The 7,426-nt window shown below is 65.7% G+C and carries 8 protein-coding genes; 2 read left to right on the top strand and 6 right to left on the bottom strand.

All coding sequences use genetic code 11. The features are described from left to right. The 3 genes from BRAS3809_RS28210 to BRAS3809_RS28200 form a co-directional block, all read right to left on the bottom strand. Nucleotides 1-626 (bottom strand): alcohol dehydrogenase catalytic domain-containing protein (locus BRAS3809_RS28210; RefSeq protein WP_035659141.1); only part of this gene is annotated, 626 nt, incomplete at its 3' end. Further along, a complete protein-coding gene (locus BRAS3809_RS28205; protein ID WP_008965418.1) occupies nucleotides 626-1,228 on the bottom strand; it encodes a 2-hydroxychromene-2-carboxylate isomerase in 603 nt (200 codons plus the stop codon). The genes BRAS3809_RS28205 and BRAS3809_RS28210, both read right to left, overlap by 1 nt. 232 nt (nucleotides 1,229-1,460) lie before the next feature. Continuing rightward, nucleotides 1,461-2,165, bottom strand: a complete 705-nt coding sequence (locus BRAS3809_RS28200) for a glutathione binding-like protein (protein WP_008965416.1) — start codon at nucleotides 2,163-2,165, stop codon at nucleotides 1,461-1,463. A 149-nt stretch (nucleotides 2,166-2,314) separates the two neighbouring features. Between BRAS3809_RS28200 and BRAS3809_RS28195 the strand changes: the two genes are divergently transcribed. Then, nucleotides 2,315-3,337: a methionine synthase gene (locus BRAS3809_RS28195; RefSeq protein ID WP_008965415.1), complete on the top strand. Its 1,023-nt coding sequence runs from the start codon at nucleotides 2,315-2,317 to the stop codon at nucleotides 3,335-3,337. A gap of 163 nt (nucleotides 3,338-3,500) precedes the next feature. Here BRAS3809_RS28195 and BRAS3809_RS28190 read toward each other — a convergent pair whose 3' ends face one another. The 3 genes from BRAS3809_RS28190 to BRAS3809_RS28180 all read right to left on the bottom strand — a co-directional run bounded on the left by BRAS3809_RS28190 (nucleotide 3,501) and on the right by BRAS3809_RS28180 (nucleotide 5,728). Beyond that, on the bottom strand, nucleotides 3,501-4,121 hold the full coding sequence (locus BRAS3809_RS28190) for a hypothetical protein (protein WP_008965414.1): 621 nt from the start codon (nucleotides 4,119-4,121) through the stop codon (nucleotides 3,501-3,503). A gap of 107 nt (nucleotides 4,122-4,228) precedes the next feature. Then, nucleotides 4,229-4,750 (bottom strand): xanthine phosphoribosyltransferase, encoded by a 522-nt coding sequence (gpt, locus tag BRAS3809_RS28185; RefSeq protein WP_008965413.1) that lies wholly within the window; start codon nucleotides 4,748-4,750, stop codon nucleotides 4,229-4,231. Between the two features lie 240 nt (nucleotides 4,751-4,990). Continuing rightward, entirely contained in the window at nucleotides 4,991-5,728 is a 738-nt protein-coding gene (locus BRAS3809_RS28180; protein WP_008965412.1) for a competence/damage-inducible protein A, read from the bottom strand. Nucleotides 5,729-5,956: 228 nt separating this feature from the next. On the opposite strand from BRAS3809_RS28180, the gene BRAS3809_RS28175 reads away from it, so the two are divergent. Beyond that, entirely contained in the window at nucleotides 5,957-7,375 is a 1,419-nt protein-coding gene (locus BRAS3809_RS28175) for a circularly permuted type 2 ATP-grasp protein (RefSeq protein ID WP_008965411.1), read from the top strand. The last annotated feature ends 51 nt before the right edge of the window (nucleotides 7,376-7,426 follow it).

Raw genomic sequence — 7,426 nt, 5'->3', positions numbered from 1 at the left:
CCGCGGCCGTCGGTGATGCGCTTGACGGCGTCGCGGAACGGCTCGCGCGCATAGAGCACGAGGTGATCAGCGCCGCGCGCGCGGGCGACCGCGAGCTTCTCCTCCGATGACGCCGCAGCGATCACCGTCGCGCCGAGGAGCTTGCCGAGCTCCACCGCGGCAAGCCCGACTCCGCCACCCGCGCCATGCACCAGCAACGTCTCGCCCGGCTTGAGTTGGCCGCGGTCGACCAGCGCGTGATGCGCCGTGCCATGGCCGGCGAGATAAGTCGCCCCTTCCGCATAGTCGAAGGGCGACGGCAGCGGCGTGAGCTGGCTCGCCGCGACCACCGCCTCCTCGGCATAGGCGCCGAAACGCATGCGGACGATCACCTTGTCGCCGGCCGCATGATCCGTCACCGCGGCACCTGCCTCGATCACGTCACCCGCGGCTTCGACCCCCGGCGTGAACGGCAGCTCCGGCTTGAGCTGATACTCGCCCGCGGCCATCAGAATGTCCGGGAAGTTGATGCCTGCGGCGCGGATCTTCACCCGCACCTCCGTCTCACCCAGCACGCGTGACGGCAATTCCTCGAGCCGCAGCTTCTCGGGCTGGCCCAGCTCGCGGCAGACGATCGCGCGCGGCATCAGGCCGCCCGCCGCTTCGCCAGCGCCTCGCGGATCAGTGGCAGGCGGTCGTTGCCGAAATACATGTCATTGACATCGACGAAGATGGTCGGCGAGCCGAAGCCGCCGCGCTTGACGACCTCCTCGGTGTTGATGCGGAGCTGATCCTTGATACCCTGCTGCGCGATGCCGTCGAACATCGCCTTCGCATCGACGCCGACACGCCGGCACACCTCGGCGAGCACCGCATCCTGCGAAATGTCCTGGTCCTCGCCCCAGTAGATCTCGAACACGGCGCGCGCGAACGGCACCATGCCTTCCCCAAGCCAGATGCAGCCGCGCATCGCCTTGACGCTGTTCACCGGAAACACCGTCGGCGGCATCTTGATCTTCAGCCCCGCCGAGCGCGACCAGTCGCCGAGGTCCTTCAGCATATAGGCCGCCTTAGCCGGCACCGGCTTCTCCCGCTGCGCGTAGACGCTGGGATTGATGGTGTTGAAGATGCCGCCGACGAGGATCGGCCGCCAGACGATGTCGACGCCGAACTCGCGGGCAAGCGGCTGGATGTTGTGGAAGGCGAGATAGGTCCAGGGGCTGGAGCAGTCGAAGAAGAATTCGATCATCGTGTTGTCCTCAAGGTCTTGATTAGTTCGTCATCGAGAGCGCGGCGGATTCCATTGAGACCGTTCGTGTCGCCCCTGGATTGCTTCGCTGCGCTCGCAATGACGGCGGAGGGAGCTAGTGCGCCCCCCTCCACCGTCATTGCGAGGAGCGGAGCGACGAAGCAATCCAGGGGCGGCGACGGATAGTCTGAATGGTCTGGCCCCCCGCACCTCGCGACGCCGTCGCGCTCGCTCACGATCTCCCGGTCATCTCCTTCGCTCGTGCGCCGAACATCACGTGGCGGGTCTCGTCGTTGAACGGCTCCTTGACGAACTTGCCGATCGCAAGCCCCGCCTGCAGCTTCGGCCGCGCGCGCAAGAGCGCGTACCAGCGCTTGATGTTCGGATAATCGTCCAGCGAAAAGCTCTGCGCCTTGTGCGTCATCATCCACGGGAAACAGGCGATGTCGGCGATCGTGTAGTCATCGCCGGCGACATAGGCGCCGGTCTTGCCGAGCTGGACGTCGAGTACGTGGAACAGGCGCGCGACCTCGTCGCGGTAGCGCTGGATCGCGTAGGGCACTTTCTCTGCCGCATACAGCGCGAAATGCCCGTGCTGCCCCATCATCGGCCCGAGCCCGGCCATCTGCCACATCACCCATTGGATCACGCGCGAGCGCGCGCGCATTTCCGTTGGCAAGAAGCGCCCGGTCTTGTCGGCAAGATAGATCAGGATGGCGCCGGTCTCGAACACGGCGAACGGCTCGCCGCCACCGGCCGGCGCGCGATCCACGATCGCCGGAATCCGGTTGTTCGGGCTGATCGCCAGGAACTCCGGCTTGAACTGGTCGCCGGCCCGGATGTCGACGGGAATGACGGCATAGGGCAGCCCGAGTTCCTCGAGCATGATCGAGATCTTCCAGCCGTTCGGCGTCGGCGCATAATAGAGATCGATCATCCTCGTCTTGCTTCCCCCGGATGGCTTCCCGCGGACCATTATCCCGCGCTGCGGAACGCATGGCGCGGCTTCGTTCTTCTGTACCTGGAGGGTAAGCCATGGCAGACAGGCGCTCAAGCCTGACCGCCCCGACGCCGGAGAGTCCGACCATGCTGTTTCCATCGACCATCGCAGGATCGCTGCCCAAGCCCGAATGGCTGGCCGAGCCGAACGTGCTGTGGGCGCCGTGGAAGTCGAAGGGCGACGAGCTCGCCCGCGCCAAGCGCGACGCGACCATCCTGGCGCTGAAGCTGCAGGAGGATTGCGGCATCGACATCCTCACCGAGGGCGAGCAGTCGCGGCAGCATTTCGTGCACGGCTTCCTCGAGCGCGTCGAGGGCATCGACTTCGCGCACAAGGTCGAGATGGGCATCCGCAAGGACCGCTACAAGGCGATGGTGCCGCAGGTGGTGGCGCCGCTGTCGCTCAAGGGCCGCGTCCATGGCGACGAGGCCCGCATCGCCCGCACGCACACGACGCGCGCCGTGAAGTTCACCTTGCCGGGACCGATGACCATCATCGACACCATCGCCGACAACTACTACGGCGACCGCGTCAAGATGGCCTTCGCCTTTGCCGAGCTGTTGAACCAGGAAGCCAAGGCGCTGCACGACGACGGCATCGACATGATCCAGTTCGACGAGCCCGCCTTCAATGTCTACATGGACGAGGTGCGCGACTGGGGCATCAAGGCGCTGGAGCGCGCCGCCGAAGGCCTGACCTGCCCGACCGCCGTCCACATCTGCTACGGCTACGGCATCAAGGCCAACACCGACTGGAAGGAGACGCTCGGCAGCGAGTGGCGTCAATATGAGGAGACCTTCCCGGTGATCGACGCCAGCGCGATCCAGCAGGTCGCGGTCGAGTGCCGCAATTCGAAGGTGCCGATCGAGCTGCTCGGGCTGTTGAAGAACAAGATCGTGCAGGCCGGCGTCATCGATGTCGCGAGCGACGAGATCGAGACCGCCGAGGACGTCTGCAAGACGCTCGAGGACGTCATGAAGGTGGTGCCGAAGCAGAACATCATCGCCACGACCAATTGCGGTATGGCGCCGATGCGGCGAGAGATCGCCGAGGCCAAGCTGATGGCCTTGGGCAGCGGCGCGAAGCTCGCGCGGCAGCGGTTCGCGTGAGGTTCTGTAGGGTGGGCAAAGGCGCAGCCGTGCCGTCTCCAAGCACGAGATGCTGATGGCGCCGTGCCCACCAACTTGCGGCAGCGCTCGCTGATGGATGGTGGGCACGGCGCTCCGGCACTGATGTGTGGGGATGGCGCATTGGTGCGCGCCTTTGCCCACCCTACAGCGGCTGTGAACTGGGATGCAGCACGGGCCGATAGCCGGCCTGGAGCCCGCGCAGGGTCGATGGCGGCGTGAGCAGCAGCGGCGCAGCAAGGTCACCCCGCTCATCGCCGTAGCCGGCGAACGACCACGGCAGCGCGCTGCCCCGCAAAATCACGAAGCTCTCTTCGCCCGCCTGCACCATTGCTCCGTCGGGCAGATTATCGATCGGCACTGGCAGCGGATGCAGCCGCTTGCGGCCGCGCTCCAGCCGCTCCTGGTGCAGCACCTTGTCGATCTCGGACGCTCGCGCCTCGCTGACGCCGTTGCCCTGCTCCCATGCCGCGCGAAACCGGTTGGCATCCTCGCGACGGCAGTAGAAGCACGGCCGGTGGCCGGCGGCGAGCGCGGTGGCTTCGTCGAGGAAGAACAGCTCGGTCCAGCTCCGCGTCGCCATCACCTCGCGGCGCTTGCCGCGGAACTCGCACACGCAGACCAGCCAAGCCGGGCTCGACCAGCGCTTCCGCAGCAGCGTCCTGGTCGCGGGATCATGGATGATGCCGCGATTGCCGGTGAACAGCCCGCGGTGCGGCGTGGCGACGATGTCGCCCGTCGGGGTGACGCGGTTCTGCAGCGGCATGACGAGCCCCTGGGCTGGCGAAATAGCGAATGGCGAGTAGCGTATTGCGAACGCCTCGGCCACCCGGTTTCCCTATTCGCTATCCCCTATTCGCCATTCGCTCCTGCTCACGCGGCCCCGTCGCGCAGCGGCGGCGCGAACGACAGCGCGGTGTCCCAGGGGAAGAAGATCCAGGTGTCCTGCGACACCTCGGTGATGAAGGTATCGACCAGCGGACGGCCCTTCGGCTTGGCGTAAACGGTGGCGAAATGCGCGTCGGGGAGAAGCTCCCGGACCATGCGTCCCGTCTTGCCGGTGTCGACGAGGTCATCGACGATGAGGATCCCCTTGCCGGTGCCGCCGCCGAGCTGGGCGGCGTCGGGCGAGATGCCCTTCAGGACCTGAAGCTCGCCCTGCTTGGTGTGATCATAGCTCGCGATGCAGATGGTATCGATGACGCGCACGCCCAGCTCACGCGCCACGATGGCCGCCGGCACCAACCCCCCGCGAGTGATGGCCACCACGGCATGAAATGGACCGATCTCGTTGAGCCGCCAGGTCAGCGCCCGGCAGTCACGGTGGAATTGGTCCCAGGACACCGGGAAGGCCCGGCCCGCCCGTTCCTCTGCGCTCAAGGTCTTGTCCGCCATCTCGTCTGGTCCGTCCTTGTCAGCCGCCTGTTGTCAGCCCTGCTCTGCCACAACTCCCGTCATTCCGGGGCAAGGCCGCAGGCCTTGAACCCGGAATCCCGAGCTTGTCTTGCGTTCATTCCTAACAATCTCGGGATTCCGGGTTCAATCGTCAACGCTTCGCCGCTTCGCGCCTTCGCATTGACGATTGCCCCGGAATGACAGTGGACTTGGCTGCAAAACTCATCGGTCGTCGCAAGCCTACCGCGTCCCGTTCAGCCCGGCGAGCATCTCCTTCACCGCGGCCATCGCCGCCGACAGCTTCTCCTGGTCGCGCGAACGCACCACGAGGTGCGTGTTCGGCCTCTGGTCCTCGTCGATGAACGGATAGCTGCCGATGATGGTGTCCGGGTGCGCCTTGGCGATCTCGCGCAAGGGGCCGCCGATGTCGCCCTCGCGGGCGTTGGCGCGCACGGTCTCCGACAGCATGCGCACGCCCGATTTCAGCTTCGGCGCGACGATGTCCATCATCGCCTGCATGATCGAGGGCACGCCGGCCATGACGATGACGTTGCCGAGCTTGAAGCCCGGCGCCAGGATGGTCGCGCTCTGGATCAGCTCGGCGCCGTCGGGAATGCGCGCCATGCGCAGCCGGGCCTCGTTGAGCTCCTGCTCGCTCCAGCGCTCGCGGAAGCGCGCCACCACCTCGGGATGATGGTCGATGCCGACACCGAACGCCTTGGCGATCGAATCAGCGGTGATGTCGTCATGGGTCGGCCCGATGCCGCCTGTCGTGAACACATAGGTGTAGCGGTGCCGCAGCGCATCCAGCGCGGCGATGATGTCGCCCTCGTCGTCCGAGACCACCCGCACCTCCTTGAGGTCGATGCCGAGATTGGTCAGGTATTCGGCGATGAAGCCGATGTTCTTGTCCTTGGTCCGGCCGGACAGGATCTCGTCGCCGATGACCAGCAACCCCGCGGTGACGATCTCGCTCATGGTTTCTCCTCGCATGTCCAGTCTCTTTTGGCCCGCCTCGGCGCCAATGTCATCCGGAACGTCGCAGTCTATGCCGCGGATTTGAGCATCATGCAGCCGGTTTTTCGGGCACGATTTCCGCAACCCCCACGAAATGCCGCCGGAGAATGCATATCGCGCTGGCCCGCCCCTTGCTACCATCCTCCGGAGTCATGCAGTGTATGACGAGGCTGGGACACACGGGCATCTATGGCAGTTGCGTTCGACGAAATGAACGAGCCGGGCGGCGACGTCCGTCAGGCTTATCAGGAGCTGTCGCGGTGGCTGAAGGAAACGCCACCGGAGGCGCTGGAATATCGCCGCCACGAGGCGGAGCTCTTGTTCCGGCGTATCGGCATCACCTTCGCGGTGTATGGCGAGGCCGAGGCGCAGGAGCGGCTGATCCCGTTCGACGTGATCCCGCGCATCCTGGCGGCCAAGGAATGGACCCTGCTGGAGAAGGGGCTGAAGCAGCGCGTCAAGGCGCTGAACATGTTCCTGCGCGACATCTATCACGGCCGCGACATCCTGCGCGCCAACGTGGTGCCGGATGACCTGATCTTCCAGAACCCGGTGTTCCGGCCGGAGATGAACGGCCAGGACGTGCCGCACGACGTCTATGTCCACATCGCCGGGATCGACATCGTCCGCGTCGATGCCAACGATTTCATCGTGCTGGAGGACAATGCGCGCACGCCGTCGGGCGTGTCCTACATGCTGGAAAACCGCGAGATCATGATGCGGCTGTTTCCGGACCTGTTCGCGCGCCACCGCGTCGCGCCGGTCGAGCGCTACCCCGACGAGCTATTGTCGTGCCTGCGCTCGGTCGCGCCGCTCAGCGCCTCGGCCGAGCCGACGGTGGCGCTGATGACGCCGGGCATCTACAATTCAGCCTATTACGAGCACTCGTTCCTGGCCGACAAGCTCGGCATCGAGCTGGTCGAGGGCCGCGACCTCATCGTCAAGAACGACGAGGTGTTCATGCGCACCACCGAGGGGCTGAAGCGGGTCGACGTGATCTACCGTCGCGTCGACGACGACTTCCTCGATCCCCTCACCTTCCGCCCGGATTCGGCGCTCGGCGTGCCCGGGCTGATGTCGGCCTATGTCGCCGGCAATGTCACGCTCGCCAACGCGGTCGGCACCGGCATCGCCGACGACAAGGCGATCTACTCCTACATGCCGGATATCGTGAAGTTCTATCTGGCCGAGGAGCCGATCCTGAAGAACGTGCAGACCTGGCGCTGCCGCGAGCCGCAGGATCTCTCTTACGTGCTCGACCATCTCGGCGAGCTCGTCGTCAAGGAGGTGCACGGCTCCGGCGGCTACGGCATGCTGATCGGTCCGGCCGCGACGAAAGCGACGATCGAGGCGTTCCGCGACAAGCTCAAGCGCGAGCCGGAAGGTTTCATCGCCCAGCCAACGCTGGCGCTGTCGACCTGCCCGACCTGCGTCGCCTCGGGCTTGGCGCCACGCCATGTCGACCTCCGGCCGTTCGTGCTGACCGGCCGCGACCGCACCACCATCGTGCCCGGCGGCCTCACCCGCGTGGCGCTGAAGGAGGGGTCTCTGGTGGTTAACTCGAGCCAAGGCGGCGGCACCAAGGACACATGGGTGCTGGATGAGTGAGTGTTGTTTTTCACATGAGGCACAGCGCGCGGGCTCTAACCTCTCCCCGCC

Source organism: Bradyrhizobium sp. STM 3809 (assembly GCF_000239795.1).
In the GTDB taxonomy this organism is placed as follows: domain Bacteria; phylum Pseudomonadota; class Alphaproteobacteria; order Rhizobiales; family Xanthobacteraceae; genus Bradyrhizobium.
This window is presented reverse-complemented; position numbering and strand designations above follow the sequence as displayed.